This window comes from Clostridium tertium, assembly GCF_902652255.1.
Taxonomy (GTDB): domain Bacteria; phylum Bacillota; class Clostridia; order Clostridiales; family Clostridiaceae; genus Clostridium; species Clostridium tertium_A.
The window spans coordinates 1-15,974 of sequence record NZ_CACRTO010000025.1 but is presented as its reverse complement, the minus strand read 5'-3'; the positions used below and the strand labels follow the sequence as shown (position 1 = coordinate 15,974).

At 28.7% G+C, this 15,974-nt stretch carries 18 protein-coding genes and 1 riboswitch; of the genes, 13 read left to right on the top strand and 5 right to left on the bottom strand.

The features are described 5' to 3' along the window. Window positions 1-21 precede the first annotated feature (21 nt). The 7 genes from GPX08_RS11470 (at window position 22) to GPX08_RS11440 (ending at window position 4,600) form a co-directional block, all read left to right on the top strand. Window positions 22-681, top strand: a complete 660-nt coding sequence (locus tag GPX08_RS11470; RefSeq protein WP_156626954.1) for a rhomboid family intramembrane serine protease — start codon at window positions 22-24, stop codon at window positions 679-681. Between the two features lie 175 nt (window positions 682-856). Further along, window positions 857-1,522, top strand: a complete 666-nt coding sequence (locus tag GPX08_RS11465) for a hypothetical protein (protein WP_156626953.1) — start codon at window positions 857-859, stop codon at window positions 1,520-1,522. A 607-nt stretch (window positions 1,523-2,129) separates the two neighbouring features. After that, window positions 2,130-2,657, top strand: coding sequence for a GNAT family N-acetyltransferase (locus GPX08_RS11460; RefSeq protein WP_156626952.1), 528 nt, complete (start codon window positions 2,130-2,132; stop codon window positions 2,655-2,657). Window positions 2,658-2,937: 280 nt separating this feature from the next. Beyond that, window positions 2,938-3,111, top strand: a complete 174-nt coding sequence (locus tag GPX08_RS11455; protein ID WP_156626951.1) for a hypothetical protein — start codon at window positions 2,938-2,940, stop codon at window positions 3,109-3,111. An 80-nt stretch (window positions 3,112-3,191) separates the two neighbouring features. Further along, window positions 3,192-3,521 (top strand): GNAT family N-acetyltransferase, encoded by a 330-nt coding sequence (locus tag GPX08_RS11450; RefSeq protein WP_156626950.1) that lies wholly within the window; start codon window positions 3,192-3,194, stop codon window positions 3,519-3,521. 391 nt (window positions 3,522-3,912) lie between these two features. Beyond that, on the top strand, window positions 3,913-4,413 hold the full coding sequence (locus GPX08_RS11445) for a DNA topology modulation protein (RefSeq protein ID WP_156626949.1): 501 nt from the start codon (window positions 3,913-3,915) through the stop codon (window positions 4,411-4,413). Window positions 4,414-4,426: 13 nt separating this feature from the next. Beyond that, complete coding sequence (locus tag GPX08_RS11440; RefSeq protein WP_156626948.1) at window positions 4,427-4,600, top strand: hypothetical protein; 174 nt, start codon at window positions 4,427-4,429, stop codon at window positions 4,598-4,600. Between the two features lie 375 nt (window positions 4,601-4,975). On the opposite strand, the gene GPX08_RS11435 is transcribed toward GPX08_RS11440, so the two are convergent. From GPX08_RS11435 to GPX08_RS11420, 4 genes are read right to left on the bottom strand one after another with little or no spacing between them, the layout of a single operon-like run. Then, window positions 4,976-5,407, bottom strand: coding sequence for a gamma-glutamylcyclotransferase (locus tag GPX08_RS11435; RefSeq protein ID WP_156626947.1), 432 nt, complete (start codon window positions 5,405-5,407; stop codon window positions 4,976-4,978). Continuing rightward, the gene (pcp, locus tag GPX08_RS11430; RefSeq protein ID WP_156626946.1) at window positions 5,407-6,048 is read right to left on the bottom strand and encodes a pyroglutamyl-peptidase I; all 642 of its coding nucleotides are present in this window, start codon (window positions 6,046-6,048) and stop codon (window positions 5,407-5,409) included. The genes GPX08_RS11435 and pcp overlap by 1 nt, the downstream gene beginning before the upstream one ends. 20 nt (window positions 6,049-6,068) lie before the next feature. After that, a complete protein-coding gene (locus tag GPX08_RS11425) occupies window positions 6,069-6,998 on the bottom strand; it encodes a DUF979 family protein (RefSeq protein ID WP_156626945.1) in 930 nt (309 codons plus the stop codon). A 12-nt stretch (window positions 6,999-7,010) separates the two neighbouring features. Continuing rightward, on the bottom strand, window positions 7,011-7,673 hold the full coding sequence (locus tag GPX08_RS11420) for a DUF969 family protein (RefSeq protein WP_156626944.1): 663 nt from the start codon (window positions 7,671-7,673) through the stop codon (window positions 7,011-7,013). Between the two features lie 516 nt (window positions 7,674-8,189). Between GPX08_RS11420 and GPX08_RS11415 the strand changes: the two genes are divergently transcribed. Together GPX08_RS11415 and GPX08_RS11410 are read left to right on the top strand one after the other, a co-directional pair. Further along, window positions 8,190-9,875, top strand: a complete 1,686-nt coding sequence (locus GPX08_RS11415; RefSeq protein ID WP_156626943.1) for a PTS glucose transporter subunit IIB — start codon at window positions 8,190-8,192, stop codon at window positions 9,873-9,875. Between the two features lie 187 nt (window positions 9,876-10,062). Then, the gene (locus tag GPX08_RS11410; RefSeq protein WP_156626969.1) at window positions 10,063-11,016 is read left to right on the top strand and encodes a metallophosphoesterase; all 954 of its coding nucleotides are present in this window, start codon (window positions 10,063-10,065) and stop codon (window positions 11,014-11,016) included. Window positions 11,017-11,143: 127 nt separating this feature from the next. On the opposite strand, the gene GPX08_RS11405 is transcribed toward GPX08_RS11410, so the two are convergent. Next, window positions 11,144-11,524: a MerR family DNA-binding transcriptional regulator gene (locus tag GPX08_RS11405; protein ID WP_156626942.1), complete on the bottom strand. Its 381-nt coding sequence runs from the start codon at window positions 11,522-11,524 to the stop codon at window positions 11,144-11,146. Between the two features lie 314 nt (window positions 11,525-11,838). On the opposite strand from GPX08_RS11405, the gene GPX08_RS11400 reads away from it, so the two are divergent. The 4 genes from GPX08_RS11400 to GPX08_RS11385 all read left to right on the top strand — a co-directional run bounded on the left by GPX08_RS11400 (window position 11,839) and on the right by GPX08_RS11385 (window position 15,794). After that, a complete protein-coding gene (locus GPX08_RS11400) occupies window positions 11,839-12,849 on the top strand; it encodes a homoserine dehydrogenase (protein WP_156626941.1) in 1,011 nt (336 codons plus the stop codon). 248 nt (window positions 12,850-13,097) lie between these two features. Continuing rightward, complete coding sequence (locus GPX08_RS11395; RefSeq protein ID WP_156626940.1) at window positions 13,098-13,673, top strand: 5-formyltetrahydrofolate cyclo-ligase; 576 nt, start codon at window positions 13,098-13,100, stop codon at window positions 13,671-13,673. 59 nt (window positions 13,674-13,732) lie between these two features. Continuing rightward, window positions 13,733-13,855: riboswitch (SAM riboswitch) on the top strand. Between the two features lie 125 nt (window positions 13,856-13,980). Further along, window positions 13,981-15,258 carry a bifunctional O-acetylhomoserine aminocarboxypropyltransferase/cysteine synthase gene (locus tag GPX08_RS11390; protein ID WP_156626939.1) on the top strand — a complete coding sequence of 426 codons (1,278 nt, stop codon included), beginning with the start codon at window positions 13,981-13,983 and terminating at the stop codon, window positions 15,256-15,258. A gap of 356 nt (window positions 15,259-15,614) precedes the next feature. Then, the gene (locus GPX08_RS11385) at window positions 15,615-15,794 is read left to right on the top strand and encodes a hypothetical protein (RefSeq protein ID WP_156626938.1); all 180 of its coding nucleotides are present in this window, start codon (window positions 15,615-15,617) and stop codon (window positions 15,792-15,794) included. Window positions 15,795-15,974: the final 180 nt, after the last annotated feature.

The following is a 15,974-nucleotide window of genomic DNA, read 5'->3' as shown; positions in this document are numbered from 1 at the left end:
ATATCTGTATTATAAGAGAATATTAATAATAGAAGTTATATTAGAAAGTGGGGATTAAAAATTAAGAAGCAAAAAAATCATTTAACATATTTACTTATAATATCATTTTTTATTGTATTCATATTTGACTTTTTTATATTGGTACAGCCAAATACTGATATCTTTACACCTAATCATTTGATTAATGGAAATCAATGGGGATGGTTAACGGAGTATGGAAGGTTAGTTAATGTTAAAAATATAAACGGAGAATGGTGGAGGCTTATTACAGTAATTTTTCTACATTCTGGGGTAGTTCATCTTATTACTAATTCTATTGCTATTTATATTATTGGAAGACATATGGAGAAGCGAATAAATAAAATTTCTTTTATCTCTATATTTATGATTTGTGGTTTAATATCTTCCTGTTTTACAATGTTTGTTACAAATGGAGCAGTTGGAGCAAGTGGAGCCATTTATGGATTGATTGGAAGTTATATAGTTTTAATGATAAAAAGAGGAGAATATATTTTAAGGGATTTTAAAATTATTGAAATTATTTTATTAATTGCGTATCTAATTTTGCCTAATTTAAGTGGAATTGTAACAATAATAGCCCACTTATCAGGGTTTGTTTGTGGAATTATATGTAGCTTGATATTAGATAAAATAAAAACAAAGAATGAGATTCTAAAATAAGTTTTTCTAGATGGTAAAGGAGCTACATCAAATAAAATAGCTTTTGAATGGGTGAAAGTCACTTCCCAAAAGGTAAAATGGATAGAAAATTAACTTTCTATATGATTGTGAATAATAATACAATGTGATAGACTAAAATATATAATTACCAAAAATTTCAAAGGGGCGAGTGGATATGTCAAAAGGGGAAACGTGGACAAATTACTTAATATTATCTTTGGTTACATTTTTATTTTTTATGCTCGAGCTATTTTCAATATTTGTGATAGAAAAAATGATACTAAATGTTTCAATTAACAATTATACTGAGACTCAAATGGGAATTCATTCACTTTTGACATCAGGGTTATGGGCAGTAGCAATTATAATTATTCTATTCTTTTCTTATAAGAAGTATAATTTTCCAAAGAAAAGCTATGAGAAAATATATAAAAGAAACTGGATGATTGTTTTCATAGCATTAGCTTTATGTAAAGTAATCACATTTATAGATTATGGAACTTTAAAAGTAATTGGAGAATTTGAGGAAAAAGGAATATTCCGATTTTCAGCTCAGTATATATATTATTTCTTTGAAATTGGATTAGTTCTACTTATTATAATGTATGGACAGAAAGCGATTGAAGTATTGTTAAAAAGAAAAAGTGAAGTTCCATTTGGAGGAATAATTCTAGCATTAACATGGGGAGCCTTCCACTTTGTATCCAGGGGAAAAGGTATAGAAGTGTGGAATGGGGTTTCATGTATGATTTTTTCTATTTTAAGTGGAATAATTTACTTAAATGTGAAAAGGAAAATACCATACAGTTATTTATTAATAGCAATAGGATATCTTCTATAGTAATAAGATAGGATTGAGCAAGGACAACTAGGAGTTATTGTTTTTATTACCTTACAATTTATAAAGATAAGAAAATGATGATGGATGACTTTGTGAGTTTTGGATAACTTTTAAAAAGTAATAGAATAGTTTGTAATAAATAAGATGAATTATATTAAAAATTTAAGGAAATATGAAAGATTTAAGTATCTGTATAACAGATATTTAAATCTTTTTTTTGTATTCGTTACCATACATTGTAAAAAAAACTTTCATTTGGTAGACTAATATATAGAATAAATTGTCACAATTTGTAGGTGGTAAAAATATGTTAATGGAAGAAGTTATACCTGAGATGATTAGTGAATGAAAGTCCATTTGAAATGAATATAAGGATGAACTAGTTCCTAATAGAATGAAAGGTAAATGTAGCTATGTATATTTTAGCTTTAAAAAGATTTTAAACTATATAGCTAATAATATCTGAATAAGCAGATAAGGTTTGATTTACAGAGTGAAAGGTACTCTGCTTTATTATATGAGTTTTTTTAATAATAAAATAAATAATTATTATCATATAAATGTAGTAATTTATGCGAAAATTAATTGAAGAATGGGAGAGATTAAAATGAAAACACCAGTGTTAATTACAGAAAGACTATTATTAAGACATTTTTATACGGAGGATGCTACTGATGTATTCTATGGATGGGAAAGTGATCCTGAAGTATCAAAATATATGTTTTGGAAAAGTCACAACGACATTAATAAAACTATCCAATGGGTGGAAGATGAGGTTAGTAAAATAGACTCTGATACATGGTATAGATGGGCAATTATATCTAAGGAAGAGGGGAAGTTATTAGGGACATGCTTGATATATTTTAATGAAGAGTATGGAGAGTATGAAGTTGCATACAATCTTTCTAAGAATGCTTGGGGAAAAGGATATGTCACAGAAGCTATGAAAGATGTTATTAAATTTGCTAAAAATGAATTAGGAATAAATAAGGTAATGGGAAGATGTGTAAAGGAAAATTTATCTTCAAGGAAGGTAATGAAGAATCTAGGATTTAACTTTAATAGGTATATTCCTTATGAGTGCAATATGGGAGAAAATACTTATGATGGAGAAGAATATATTTTAAGTTTATAATCATCTATCTACATAAAAATACTTTATATAATACTATATAAATAGTAGAAGGCTTACATAGAATAGAGGTTGCCTATATAATTAATGGAGAAATGATATTAGAAGATATCATAGAAATAAGTATAAAATAATTAGAATTTAGCATATAAGAGAAAATGGATCTTTTATATGCTTTTTTTTATTATTAAGAAATTTATATAGATAAAACTGTATGCAATTATGTTATAATTAGCATATAAAAGATGGTATAAAGAGTTTTATAAAAATAAGGGGGATTAATATGAAGAAGAGTGGAAAGGTTTTACTAGGTCTAGCTTTAGTTATAGGTGGAGCAGCTGCAGCGGTAGTAATATCACAAAAAGTTAAAGATGGTGAGTTAAAGTGTCTTTGCAAATGTTGCAATGAAAAAGAAGAAGAACCAGTAGTGGAAGAACAAACAATAACCGAAGAATAAAAAGCATAAGATTAAATATTAAATGATAATATAAAATTGAAAGAATGCCTTAAAGATTTAAACTTACATACTTAGTTAATATCTTTAAAAGGCATTTTTTTATTAACACTTTAAGGGGGATTGTTGCCTTACAGACTAAAGAAGAGGTAAATAATGAAACTGAAATAGCTTATTTCATTTCTGAGAAATATACTGGTAAAGGTTATATAAAGCAAGCAGCTGAAGCTATATTGCACTGGGGAATTAAATATTTTAATCTTCCATTTGTTATGGCTATTGTTGAAGTAGATAACTATCCGTCACAGAAGGTTGTGGAAGGAATAGGATTTAAAAAGTTAGATTCTAGAATGATACTTAATAGTGGAGAAGTTAGTGAAAAACCGTTTTATTATTATAGATATTATAAATAATATAATAGTTAATTTAATAAATGTAGATTTTATTTGGAATATGTAGACTTATTTAATTCTTATTATTAAGTAGAAACTATGAATATTAATATGGATAATAATGTATATTAATATGATATAATTGTTTTATAGTATTATAAGGGATGTGAAATTTATGAATGAAAAGGAAAAGAAGTTATTAGTGTTATCATGCTTTTTAGGTGGAATTGTAGCTGGATTTTTACTTTCACCTATAAGAAGGGGAATATACTTTGGCAATAATGGGAATAGTGTCTCAAATGCTGGAAATAATATCTCAAACTCTTATAAATAAATACTTATGTAAATATGACACTGAAATGAATAACTAAGGTATCTAGATAGTATTTACAAATACAAAGGAGACTTAAGTATGGAAAGAGTTATAATTATAGGATGTGGAGGAAGTGGTAAATCTACATTATCAAGGATTTTATCTGAAAAAACTAATTTACCAGTAGTTCATCTAGATAAGTTATTTTGGAAAGAGGGCTGGATTAACATACCTAGGGAAGAATTTAATATCTTACTTATGAAAGAATTAGAAAAGGATAAGTGGATTATAGATGGAAATTATGATAGAACCTTAGAAGAGAGAATTAAAAGAAGTGACACTATAATATATCTAGATTATCCAAGAAGAACTTCTTTATTTGGAGTAATAAAAAGAGTTTTATCTAGCTATGGGAAGGTTCGTCCAGATATGGCAGAGGGATGCCCAGAAAGAATTGATTTAGAATTTATTAAATGGATATGGAATTTCAATAAAGAACATAGAGAGAAATTTTATAAGATTATTAAAGAACAAAAAGATAAAGAGATATACATATTTAAAAAGAGAAAAGAATGCAATAAATTTATAGAAACATTATAAGGGGCGAACTAAGATGTTAGGAAGTTTGGGAATCATAGGAAGTATAATTTTCTTTGTTATATTATTCTATATAATAAGAACAGCTGTAGAAGATGGAGTACTATATGCTCTGAAAAAGTATGATAGAGAAAAAGAAAGAGAAAGATATATAGAAACAGATGTAGATGAAGAAGAATTTTCGAATTAATCTTGTAGATGAAACTACGTTAAAGGATGAGATTCATAGGAGCTGAATTTCAGTGATTGTTTTTGTATGTAGCACATTGTAATAAAATCTGAAATTTAATTATTAATGTGATAGATTCTTTTTTAAGTATTTTAAATATAGAATTAGTAGGAAATATAAATATAATATGTGAAATAAGCATATAGCGAAAAATTAGAAGTTCTTGGTGAAGTAAAAGCTGCTAAGCCTTAGAGTTGTTGGTTTGTCTGAGCGTAGTCGAGTTCTACCAAAACTCTTGGCCTAGTAGTTTTTACGAGCCTAGAACTTCTTTTTACAGCTATTCAGCTTATGAAGCATATTCTATTTATATTTGCCGTTATATTCGCATTTTTAATGCTACTTTGAATTTAGCATGTAATCCTTCCAGTCGCCATTTTCTATGTAAATAGCTTCCTCTTGGAATTTTGGATCTATATCCTTATTATAAAAATAAGAATAACAATCTTCATAGCTTTCATCATCAGTTAATTTAACTTTTACAAGTTTTCTTGAGTATTCATTATTTGGGTTTCCTTCACCTAAGAAACCTTCCATTTCATCCATAGCTTTTAGAGTTGAATCGTAATTTTCAAGTTCGACTACTTCACCAACTACAGTATTATTTCCAGGAAATACTGCTGGATAACCTTTATAAGGCATATGATATAGATCAAATCCAGTTATTTCAGCAGGTCTTATAGACTTAATTTTACCCTTTAAATAAATATCATAGTTGAAAAATCCTTCTCTTAAGCTACCATAAACAAAGATATTAGCTTTCTTAGCCATTAGCAAATAGTTCCACCTACAGTTTTTATATCTGATGAATTTTCTATGATTGCTTTTATGCTAAGCTCTAAGCCTTTTGCTATATCATCTATAGACATTGATGGCATGTTAGGTTTTGTAGTTACTTGAGATGGAATATATGGTACATGTATAAATCCACCTCTTATATTTGGATATTTCTTATCTACTAAGTATAAGATTCCATACATAACATGGTTACATACAAAGGTTCCTGCACTGTTAGAAACTGATGCTGGAATACCATTGTCAGTCATCTCCTTAACCATTGCTTTTATAGGCAAGTTAGAGAAATATGCAGCTTCTCCATCTTCATATATAGAAATATCTATTGGTTGATTGCCTTCATTGTCTTTAATTCTTGCATCATCCATATTTATAGCAACTCTTTCAGGAGTAACACCAAATCTACCACCAGCTTGGCCTACTGATATTACTACGTCTGGATTATGTTTTTCTATATTCTCTTCAATCTTTTCTAGTGATTTTCTAAAAACAGTTGGTATTTCAATTTTTATAACTTCTTGTCCTAAAATAGTATCAGGTAATTTTTTTACAGCTTCTAAAGCTGGATTAATATTTTCTCCACCGAAGGGATCAAATCCTGTGATTAATATTTTCATTTGTAATCCTCCTTTATGTACTAAAATGCTAAGAAGTACATTAATGGTATGTGAATTGCAAGTAAAGTAATTGCAAATATTGCTTGAGCTTTTATAACTGCATTTTTATCTTTAGTTTCTAATAAAGCTACTGGTAATACATTGAAGTTAGCTGCCATTGGTGTTAATAAAGTTCCGCAGAATCCAGCTGTCATAGCTAGAGAAGAAGCTATTATTGGATCAGCTCCTTGAGCGAAAACAAAAGGAACACCAATACCAACAGTTATTACTGAAAAGGCAGCAAAGGCATTACCCATAATAGCAGTAAATAAAGCCATTCCTATACAGTAAGCTGTTATTCCTATTAGTATGTTACCTTCTGGAATTACACTTGAAATCATATTGGATATAATATCTCCAACACCAGCTACTGTGAATAAGGCACCTAGAGCAGCTAATAATTGTGGTAGTATTGCAGTAGCTCCAACTGCTTGGAACATTCTATTACTATCCTCTACGAATTCACTAGGTTTAGCCTTAGTTATCATAAATGTAGATATTAGAGCAATTATTGCAGCAATACCTACAGCAGCAACCCCTGAAATTGGTGTGAATTGAGCAATAAGTAATGCAACTAAAGCAATTATTAATGAAGGAATAAAGATTTTTATCCCAATTTTATTTGCTTTTAAATTTGCAAAAGTAGCATCTAATTGTTTTATAGTACCAATATTAATTTGGTTAAATGCAGCTAAAACACCTATTATAACAATAAGTAAACCAGAGATAACTGGAGGAATAAATTCTCCTAGTATAAATATAACACCAAGTATTCCCCAGAATAATGCAGTACCATATTTAGTTTTATGATTCTTATCTTTTAAAGTAAACATCATAGTAAGTATAAAGAATAAACCAACTATAATGTAGAATATTTCTAATAGTGTATTTGAAAGTATCTTAAAATCCATATGTCATCCTACCTATTTTTTATATTTTTTAGCAAGTTTTTTATCTAATAAATAGTTTTGAATAACTCCTAAAATAAAAGCTATTATAGCTACAGGGATTGAAGCTTTAGCAATTTGTAATGTATCAACATTATATCCTAGAGTTTCTAATGTACCTGCAATAAGTAAAACACCGGAGTTTGCTAAAAAGACATTTTGTCCAAAAAAGTTACCATAGTTATCAGCAGCAGCTGAATTTGCTTTGATTAAATCTTCATCTTCATCTTTAAGCTCGCCACATTTTGCAATGGCTGCACCTTGAGCCATTGGATTAATTAATGGTCTTACAAACTGAGGATGTCCACCAAGTTTAACTCCCATAGCAGCAGCTACTTCTCTAATAAATAAGTATCCAGATATAAGTTTACCAGTAGATAAACCTTTTACTTTTTCTATTAACATAATTGCTTTTTCTTTCAAGCCATACCTTTCACATAAACCTATTACAGGTAATGTTAAAAGAAATAAACTCATTTCTCTTTTTTCTACAAATGTTTGTCCTAAAGTTGTAAGTATTTCAGAAATACTCATATCAGCAATTAATCCAGTTACTAAACCAGATACAATTACAACTGCAATTGTATTAAATTTAAGTGCAAATCCTACTATGATTATTAGTATTCCTATTAACGCCATTATTATCGAATCCTTTCGAATTTTGTAGTTTTTCTTGAATTTTTATTTTATTATATATGTATTTTTATGAAAAATCCATAGTAAAATTTGATAATTTATACAAAAAACAGTTTTAAAAATACAAAATAAATAATAAATAGATACAAAATACTTAATGAAAATATAGATAAACACTCGATTTGCAGATGAAGTTTAATTTGATTTAAAATTTAGAAAATAATATAAATTTAATGGAGAAAAAATATTTTTAAAAAACCTTTACACTTTTAAATTAATATGATAGTATAAAAACATAATTAAATAAGTAGTGTGTTACTGGTAAAGCAGGCAAGGACTAAAAATATTATAGATAGTATAGCTATATCTATAAGTTTTGGTCCTTTTTTTATTTTTTTAAGACTTTTCTATAATAACTTTAAGGAAAAATGTAAATAATAAATCTGGAGAAGAGCACTCTACTGTAGTAATTTATTTTTAATTTATTTATAAAAATCTATATTCAAGGAGGAATTATAAATGTTACAACAATTACAAAGAATCGGTAAAGCTATAATGCTTCCAATAGCAGCATTACCAATTGCAGGTATATTATTAGGAGTTGGTGGAGCTTTACTAGGAATTTCAGGATTATCTAATCCACCAGCAGTTTATCAACCATTAATTGCTTTTGTTAATATTCCAGTTGTTACAGCGATATTAACAATAATGAAAAATATAGGGGACATTATATTTGGAAATCTACCTTTACTATTTGCAGTAGGAGTTGCAGTTGGACTTGCTAAAAAAGATAAAGGAACTGCAGGATTAGCTTCAATATTTGGTTTCATAGTTATGAACCAAGTTATATCTTCAATGTTAGCATTAGGATTAACTCAATTAGGAGTAGTTACTCCAGATGCAGTTGGTGAATATGGTACTTATGTTACTACTAATTTAGGTATATTTACATTAAATATGTCAGTATTCGGTGGAATTATTACAGGTATAGTTACAGCAATATTACACAATAAATATCATACAATACAATTACCACAAGTTATTGGATTCTTCTCTGGATCAAGATTTGTTCCAATAGTTACATCATTAGCAATGGCATTAGTTGGTGCTTTATTAGCATTTATCTGGCCAGTAGTTCAAAATGGTATCGGAGTACTTTCAGAATTAGTTAGAAATGCAGGTGCTATAGGTACATTCTTCTATGGAGTTATCGAAAGAGCATTAATTCCATTTGGATTACATCACGTGTTCTATACACCATTCTGGTATGGATCATTTGTTGAAGGACAAATATTAGTTGATGGCGTATGGCAAACAGTTGCAGGTGCTAACACAGCTTACTTTGCTCAATTATCAAGCATGAGTAGCTTAGTTGGAGCTTCATCAGCAGATATGGCAAATATAGTTTCAGGAACAACAAGATTTATGGCTGGTAAGTTCCCATTCATGATGTTTGGTCTTCCAGCAGCGGCTTTAGCTATGTATAACACAGCAGCTCCAGCTAAGAAGAAAGTTGTTGGTTCATTATTAGCATCAGCAGCAGTAACAGCATTACTTACAGGTATAACTGAGCCATTAGAATTTACATTCTTATTCGTTGCACCAGTATTATATGGAGTTCACTGTGTATTAGCAGGTTTATCATTTATGTTAATGGATGTACTTAACGTATTTATAGGTATGACATTCTCAGGTGGTTTAATAGACTTTACATTATTTGGTTTATTACCAGCAGGAGCAGGAGTTCCAACTAACTGGTTAAGATTAATCCTTGTAGGTATAGTTTATGCAGTAGTTTATTACTTCTTATTCTTATTCTTAATTAAGAAATTTAACTTAAAGACTCCTGGTAGAGATGAAAGTGAAGAAGAAGTTAAGCTTTATTCAAAATCAGATTACCAAGCAAAAGCAGGAATCCCTCAAGCAGATATAAAAGAATCAGCTAAAGGTGCTAAAAATGAAATCCAAGAAAAGGCTCCAGCTGTATTAGCTGCCCTAGGTGGAGAAGAAAATATAGTAAGTGTTGATGCTTGTATTACAAGATTAAGAGTAGAAGTTAAAGATAAAGCTAATGTTAATAAAGATGAGTTAAAATCTTTAGGTGCAGCAGGAGTAGTTGAAGTAGGTAATGGAATTCAAGCTATCTTTGGTGCAAAAGCAGATGCTTACAAAAATGAAATTAAAAATATTTTAGATATTGACTAATATAGAACGGTAATAATATAAAAGTCGCTAACTCTTATATATGAGTTAGCGACTTTTTTCATAATAAAATTTTATAAAAAAGAATAATTAGCCAATAAATGAAGTATAATAAGTTTACATTATTTTCAATAAAAACATTTAATATGAAGGGTTTAATTGATATTATTATAATAATGGAGGATATATGATGAAAAAAATAAAGATAATTAGTATAGTTGGAGTACTTATTCTAGCAATATTATCAATTATATGGGCAAGTAAACCTAGACCTATTTCTAAAAATACTAAAACAGTAACAGCGACATCAAATTCAGATCTTTCGTTTGCTGTACTTGGAGATGTTCATGAGAATATTGATCATTTTCAAGAAACGATTAATGATTTGTACACTATAAATCCAGTCATGGATGCATTAATATTAAATGGTGATGTTGTAGACCAAGGCTTGGATGAAGAATATAGGTCTGTAGAAAAAGCTTTAGAGAAAAATGAGGATTTATTACCTAAAACAATTATAAAAAATATAGGTAATCATGAATTTTTTGATTATAAGATAGAAACTAATTCAAAAGAGCAAGTTCAAGGTTTTATAAATAAGTATTTAGAATTTGCTGGAGAGAAAAAAGTTTATCATGATAAGTGGGTAAATAATTATCATTTTATATCTTTAGGATCTGAAGATGGAAATTCAGAAACTATGAATTCAGTAACTGCATTTATTTCTACTGAACAATTAGAGTGGTTTAAAGAGAAATTAGCTGAAAAATATGAGAAAGGGAAGCCTATATTTGTATTTTTACATCAGCATTTAGATTATCCTAATAGTTCATGGGTTGGAGTTCAGCAAAGTGAAGAATTAAAAGAAATATTATCCCAGTATCCAGAAGTAGTTCTGTTTTCATCTCATACTCATAGAGATTTAACAGAAGATAGTGTAGTTTTAAATAAGCCATTTACAATAGTTAATACAGGAGCAGTTCACTATACTATTATTCCTGACTCAAGTAGTGAAAATGGATTTATAAGGGACAGGAGTTTTATTAAGGGTGTTTATATCGAGGTTAATGGAAATAATGTTACAATTAAGGGAAGAGATATAAAAGAAAAACAGTGGATATTTAGTAAAGATATTTCAAAGTAAAATATATAGCTTTTTCTAAATGTAAAACTTTCAAATAAATAAAGCTTTCAAATAATATATAACTTAATACAAAGGAAGTCGTAATTAAGTTATATTAATTTGGAAGCTTTATTTTAATATATGCAATTTAATTATTAATTAAATTATTTTCTGCTTTTAATAGTGTCTCTTCATAGCGTTCTATTTTTAAGTTTAAACGTTCTAAAGTTTTCTGCATTTCTAAAGTTTTTTCAAGTAGGATATCCCTTTGATTAATTAAAATTTGTTTTCTAGCAGCAGTAGTAGAATCACCCTTTTGGAATAACTCGACATATTCTATTAAGGCTTCAACTTGAACTCCAGAATTACGCATACATTTAGCATATTCAACCCATCTACAATCCTCCTCAGTGAAATCTCTAATTCCACCAGGAGTTCTATTAACGGTTGGAATCAACCCTATTCTTTCATAATATCTTAAGGTGTCAGCTGAAATATTAAACATTTTACTTACTTCTGTTATAGTCATAAATTACACCCCCTATTTATACAATAATTATAACAAATAGCATTTATAATACAAAATTAACTTTAAGTTAATAGTTGCTAAAAATTAATTCTTAGATTATTTTACTAAGCTAAATAAATACAAGGAGAAAGTTTCTTATATAATTGCCTTATTTAGTAAGAATATTAGGTTATATCTTTGTGTGAACAATGGCAACTCTGATATAATTAAGTTATTTAAAAGGTGTTTTAGTTAATTAAAGCTAGTAATAAAAGAATGAAAATCATAGTGAATTTGATTTAGAACTACTTGTAGGGGATTAAGGGGGAAAAACCATGGATATAGGGATAATTGGCTTTGGAGGAGTTAGTAAGGCTTTTATTAAGCTTCTAATAGATAAGGAAAATTATTTAAAGAAAAAGAACTTGGAGATAAAGGTAAAATATATAATTAAAAGTAATGGTGGAATCTATAATAAAGAAGGCATAAATATTAAAGAATTAGTGAATAAAGATTCTAACTTAACAGATTTTAATTTTAAAGAAAATATAGATATACATAAAATAATAGAAAATAAAGATGTAGATACTTTAGTTGAACTTACAAGTACTAATATAGAAACTGGGGAGCCAGGATTAACTCATATTAGATTAGCATTAGAAAATAATATAAATGTTGTTACAGGAAATAAGGGACCTATATTATTAGAATATAAGAAATTGAAATCTATAGCAGATAAAGGTGGACTAGCACTTGGAATTGGATGTACTACAGGAGGAGCCCTACCTTCAATAAATGTAGGAAATTATGATATAGCTGGATCTGAAATACTTTCTATTGAAGGTATACTAAATGGGACTAGCAATTATATTTTATCAGAGATGTATGAAAGTGAAGTTGAATACACAGATGCATTAAATAAGGCAATTTCATTAGGTATCGCAGAAGCTAACTATAAGCTAGATGTAGAGGGATATGATACAGCTTCTAAAACATTAATATTGGCTAATGTATTAATGGATGGAAACTTATCTATAAAGGATATAAATATTGAAGGTATAGATAATATTAAGAAAGAAGACATTTTAGATGAAAAGTATAGGGGTAATAAGATAAAATTAATTGGTAAGGCTTATAAGGAAGATAATGAAATTCATGCATATGTAAGACCAGAAGTAATAACTAAGGAACATCCACTATATTTTGTGGACAATAAAAATAAAGGTGTGAATTATTCTACTGATACTTTAGGGAATATTAGTATAATTGGAGGGGCGTCAGGAACTATAAATGCTGCAGCTTCAATTCTAAGAGATATAGTAAATATGGATAGAGGAATAAAATAAAAAATTATAAATAGTACAAGATAGAAAAGACTACAACCACAGTAGCCATCATCTACGTAATCTTTGATTTCTAACTTGGATATTATACTAAAAGTGATGCTTCAAAACTTGTTTTGGCTAGCAGAACTTTCACAGAGTGATTTATGTATTATCTATGTAGAGAGATTGATTGGTAAATGAAAAGCGATAACATATAAAGGGGGCAAGAATTAGCAATAAGTATTATAAGTAAATTGCTAAGAGAAATTATGAATAAAGAAGAAAAAAAGAAATTAAGGAATATTATTTTAGACAAGAGAAATTCTATAGATAATTATATAAAAGAAGGTATGGATAGAGAGTTATTTAATAATCTAATCAATTTAGATTTATTTAAGAAAGCTAAAAGTATCTTTATATATTTAAGCTTTGGAAGTGAAATAGATACTAGACCTATAATAGACATAGCTTTAGAAGATGGGAAAGAAGTTTACATACCTAAGGTTTATAAAAGTAATAAAGATATGAAAGCTATAAGATTAAATTCCTATGATAATTTAGAAGAAAACTCTATGGGGATACTAGAGCCTAAGGATGATTCTAGTTTTATTGCCAAGGAAAATATAGATTTAATTATAGTTCCTGGTGCTGTTTTTGATATTCATGGGAATAGGATAGGCTATGGCGGTGGATATTATGATAGATTTTTAGCTGATATTAAGGAAAAAAGAAATAAGGTTGTTTTAGCTTATGACTTGCAAGTAGTAGATTTTATAGAAGTTGAAGAACATGATATAAAAATGGATTATATTATTACAAATTCCAGAATTAATAAAATTTATTAAAAAATAGTTGTAATTGAAAGAAACTAGTGTATAATATGATTATAAATAAATAAAAAAAGACTTTATTAAGAATGGTGGAGGGACTGGCCCTGTGAAACCTAGCAACCTACTAAATATAATTTAGTTGTATTAGTGTGGTGCTAAATCCTGCAAGCTTATGAAAATAGCTTGGTAAATGAGGTTTTCATTATATTATAATGAATAATTAGAGTATTTAAGGTTGCTTCTTATGGTAGAAGGAACTTTTTTTATTATATAGAAAATTCTATTTAAACTTAAATAGAAAGATTAAAAAGGGGGCTTTATTATGTCAAACAATTGGGAAAAGGGAACGATTTGTATTCAAGGAGGTTATTCACCAAAAGCTGGTGAACCGAGAGTATTACCAATATTTCAAACAGCAACTTATAAATATGATGATCCAGATCATCTAGCAAGTTTATTTAATTTAGAAGCAGCGGGGCATTTATATAGTAGAATTTCTAATCCTACTGTAGCTGCTTTAGAAGAAAAGTTTGCCAAATTACAAGGTGGAGTTGGAGCTTTAGCTACATCATCAGGACAAGCAGCGGTATTATATGCAATTTTAAATATCTGTAAGGTTGGGGATCATATTATAACAGCGTCTACTTTATATGGTGGAACAGTTAACTTATTCACAGTGAATTTAAAGAAAATGGGGATAGAAGTAAGCTTTGTAGATCCTGAAGCAAGCAAGGAAGAAATTTTAGCACTTGCTAAGGAAAATACTAAGGCAGTTTATGGAGAAACTATAGGAAATCCAGGACTAAATATATTAGACTTTGATAAATTTGCAGAAGTTGCAAAGGAATTAAAGGTACCATTTTTAGTTGATAACACAGTAGGAACTCCTTACCTTTGCAATCCATTTGAACATGGAGTTAATGTTGTAATTCACTCAACTACAAAGTATGCTGATGGACATGCTCAAAGTGTAGGCGGAATAGTAGTCGATGGAGGAAACTTCGATTGGGCTAATGGAAAATTCAGTGAGTTTACTGAGCCAGATCCAAGCTATCATGGAATAAAATATGTTGAAACATTTGGAAATGCAGCATATATAACTAAGCTAAGAGTAACACTAGGAAGAGATTTAGGAGCATGCCAAAGTCCATTTAATGCTTATTTAACTAACTTAGGTCTTGAAACTTTACATTTAAGAATGGAAAGACATTCTCAAAATGCTTTAGAGCTTGCAAAGTGGCTTGAAAAGCATCCTAAAATAAAATGGGTTAACTATCCTTACTTAGAATCTAGTCCAGAATATGATAGAGCTAAGAAATATCTAAAGGGTGGAGCAAGTGGATTATTAACTTTTGGAATAGATGGAGATTTAGAAGCTGCTAAGAAATTCACTAAAGCTTTAAATTTAGTTGCTTTAGTAGTAACTTTAGGAGATGTAAGAAGCTGTCTTCTACATCCAGCAACAACTACTCACAGCCAATTATCTGAAGAAGAACAAATTGCCAGTGGAGTAACTCCAGACTTAATGAGAGTATCTATTGGAATAGAAGATATAAATGATATAATTGCAGACTTTGAACAAGCACTAAGCGTAATTTAATAAAATGAGCAGGAGTATATAACATATTATGCTCGGCCTCCGTCGCAGGCTCCAAGTCGGCTCACGCACAATATGTTATATACTCCTAGAATAATTTTATTTTTTGAATTTAGGGGTACTAAAGGAAAAAACTCCTTCGGAGTTTTGAATAGTAGTTGAAATTCAGCTTGTTTGAACTTCTTCTTTCAGTATCCTTGCATTCAGGAATTTATATTGTTAGTGATTCTTGCGTAATATAATTTGAAAAGTCTAGTTTGTTAAACTATAATAATAAAGTATAAATTTGAATATTAAAAAGATAAAATTAACTACTTAAGACTATTATAAGATTTTATCTTTAATTAAGAGGTGTACTTATGTTTAATAAAGAAGAACTTCAAACTTTAAATGAAGCATTGAAGATGTATGAAGAAAAGACTACAAAGTTACTAGAATCTAGTACAAATAATAAAGAAAAAATGGTTGCTTATAATAGAAAGCAAAAGAAGGTTTGGTTACTTCAAAATAAGCTATCTAAAATTATAAAAGAAGTTTAGATAATTCATAATGTAGGTTGGTGCTGTCGCACAATGAAAAATTAATAATGAATAACTCATAGGCCCCCTCAGAATGTTGGACTATTACACTCAGTGTAATTATAATTAAAATAACTTACTTGAGGGGGAAAGAAATGAGTACGAGATTCATAAGAAAGTTTACTGAAGAAGAAAGAGTTG

Bases quoted from the DNA above. Each gene is read 5' to 3' on its own strand.
- GPX08_RS11465 (WP_156626953.1), top strand. From the start codon at position 857: ATGTCAAAAGGGGAAACGTGGACAAATTACTTAATATTATCTTTGGTT.
- GPX08_RS11460 (WP_156626952.1), top strand. From the start codon at position 2,130: ATGAAAACACCAGTGTTAATTACAGAAAGACTATTATTAAGACATTTT.
- GPX08_RS11455 (WP_156626951.1), top strand. From the start codon at position 2,938: ATGAAGAAGAGTGGAAAGGTTTTACTAGGTCTAGCTTTAGTTATAGGT.
- GPX08_RS11445 (WP_156626949.1), top strand. From the start codon at position 3,913: ATGGAAAGAGTTATAATTATAGGATGTGGAGGAAGTGGTAAATCTACA.
- GPX08_RS11440 (WP_156626948.1), top strand. From the start codon at position 4,427: ATGTTAGGAAGTTTGGGAATCATAGGAAGTATAATTTTCTTTGTTATA.
- GPX08_RS11435 (WP_156626947.1), bottom strand. From the start codon at position 5,407: ATGGCTAAGAAAGCTAATATCTTTGTTTATGGTAGCTTAAGAGAAGGA.
- pcp (WP_156626946.1), bottom strand. From the start codon at position 6,048: ATGAAAATATTAATCACAGGATTTGATCCCTTCGGTGGAGAAAATATT.
- GPX08_RS11425 (WP_156626945.1), bottom strand. From the start codon at position 6,998: ATGGATTTTAAGATACTTTCAAATACACTATTAGAAATATTCTACATT.
- GPX08_RS11420 (WP_156626944.1), bottom strand. From the start codon at position 7,673: ATGGCGTTAATAGGAATACTAATAATCATAGTAGGATTTGCACTTAAA.
- GPX08_RS11415 (WP_156626943.1), top strand. From the start codon at position 8,190: ATGTTACAACAATTACAAAGAATCGGTAAAGCTATAATGCTTCCAATA.
- GPX08_RS11410 (WP_156626969.1), top strand. From the start codon at position 10,063: ATGAAAAAAATAAAGATAATTAGTATAGTTGGAGTACTTATTCTAGCA.
- GPX08_RS11405 (WP_156626942.1), bottom strand. From the start codon at position 11,524: ATGACTATAACAGAAGTAAGTAAAATGTTTAATATTTCAGCTGACACC.
- GPX08_RS11400 (WP_156626941.1), top strand. From the start codon at position 11,839: ATGGATATAGGGATAATTGGCTTTGGAGGAGTTAGTAAGGCTTTTATT.
- GPX08_RS11395 (WP_156626940.1), top strand. From the start codon at position 13,098: ATGAATAAAGAAGAAAAAAAGAAATTAAGGAATATTATTTTAGACAAG.
- GPX08_RS11390 (WP_156626939.1), top strand. From the start codon at position 13,981: ATGTCAAACAATTGGGAAAAGGGAACGATTTGTATTCAAGGAGGTTAT.
- GPX08_RS11385 (WP_156626938.1), top strand. From the start codon at position 15,615: ATGTTTAATAAAGAAGAACTTCAAACTTTAAATGAAGCATTGAAGATG.